This window comes from Xenorhabdus sp. PB62.4, from assembly GCF_014467285.1.
In the GTDB taxonomy this organism is placed as follows: Bacteria; Pseudomonadota; Gammaproteobacteria; order Enterobacterales; family Enterobacteriaceae; genus Xenorhabdus.
Genome location: NZ_NKHR01000080.1, coordinates 1 through 1,179, shown reverse-complemented (window position 1 = coordinate 1,179; position 1,179 = coordinate 1). Strand labels below are relative to the sequence as shown.

At 43.4% G+C, this 1,179-nt stretch carries 1 protein-coding gene; it reads right to left on the bottom strand.

All coding sequences use genetic code 11. The annotated features are described in order from the left end of the window. Positions 1 to 7: 7 nt before the first annotated feature. Positions 8 to 1,105: an ISAs1 family transposase gene (locus Xenpb_RS19275; protein WP_187655728.1), complete on the bottom strand. Its 1,098-nt coding sequence runs from the start codon at positions 1,103 to 1,105 to the stop codon at positions 8 to 10. Positions 1,106 to 1,179: the final 74 nt, after the last annotated feature.

Genomic DNA, 1,179 nt, shown 5'->3' with positions numbered 1-1,179 from the left:
ATTAAGTTTAATCAAATATAAGCTGACTACGGAATTCCGCTGACCACATTGCTCTTCGGCGTTTAGCGGCCTGACTGTCCTTTATACTGGTATTTTGTTTAATCACATTTAATGCAATTCGATTAAAAAGGGCCATTTGTGCCGCCCCATCAGGAGCTTTCAGCGAGATTGCATCTTCCCGAAAAGTGACGTCCAAAACCCAGTGCAGCTCATTTTCCACCGACCAATGCTTTCTTATTGCCGTGGCCGCTAGCTCCGCATCTAAAGGGAGTGAACTGACATACCCGCGTGAATCACGGTGAGGGGGGTGGCCTTTCACACTTCGTTCACTGACCACTTCGATAACCGATTGTATTGAAGGCCATTTTGCCTGAAATTCTTCTGACAACGTCGCACTAATTTGCATAACATGACGGAACTCCTCTCGTCCATGACCTCTGCTTTTTTCTGTAAATTCAACAAGTTCATGACTTTCATAATGAGCAGCAAAATGGGATTTAACAAACTCAGCCAGACTTTTTTGATTACCTTTGACACCCACAATAAAATCGCCGCCTCGTTGGGTAATTAACTCAAGGGTTTCTTTCTGACAATGCAGGGCATCCATCGTGACTACAGCCCCATCAAGCGCCAATAATTCAATGAGTTGCCTTGCAACTGGGCCTTCTTTCCCTTTACTTTCTGCGACCCGATGATATAGGGCAACACCGGACTCGACATCATAAGCACTGACCACATGGAGAGCTTCAAACAGGGTGCCTTTGCAAGTGCCTCTCATCGTTTTTCCGTCAATAGCGATAAGGCTTTTTCCTGCCTTGACCCGGCGCTGGTTGATCCAGTCATAAAAGGCTTCAACCAGTGCATCCTGCTCTATCATTTTGATAATATTAGCAATACAGTGACGACGAGGAATGCCATGAGTAAAGCGCGTATATTTTTTAAGCCACTCAATTTGTATCTCACCAAACTCTTGAATCGCTTTCCAGCCAGAAGCCCCGCATAACACGGCAGCAAAAGCCAAAAAAATCACATCCATTAACTCATGCTTTTTATTGATATCAGAACGCGGGTCATCGATCTTACTGATAAAGTTAAAAATACTCATTATTACGATCGCTATTTTTATGGAATAGCGTGATCTTATCGTTTTAATGAGAGAAAGAGCTATAAGAAGTTATA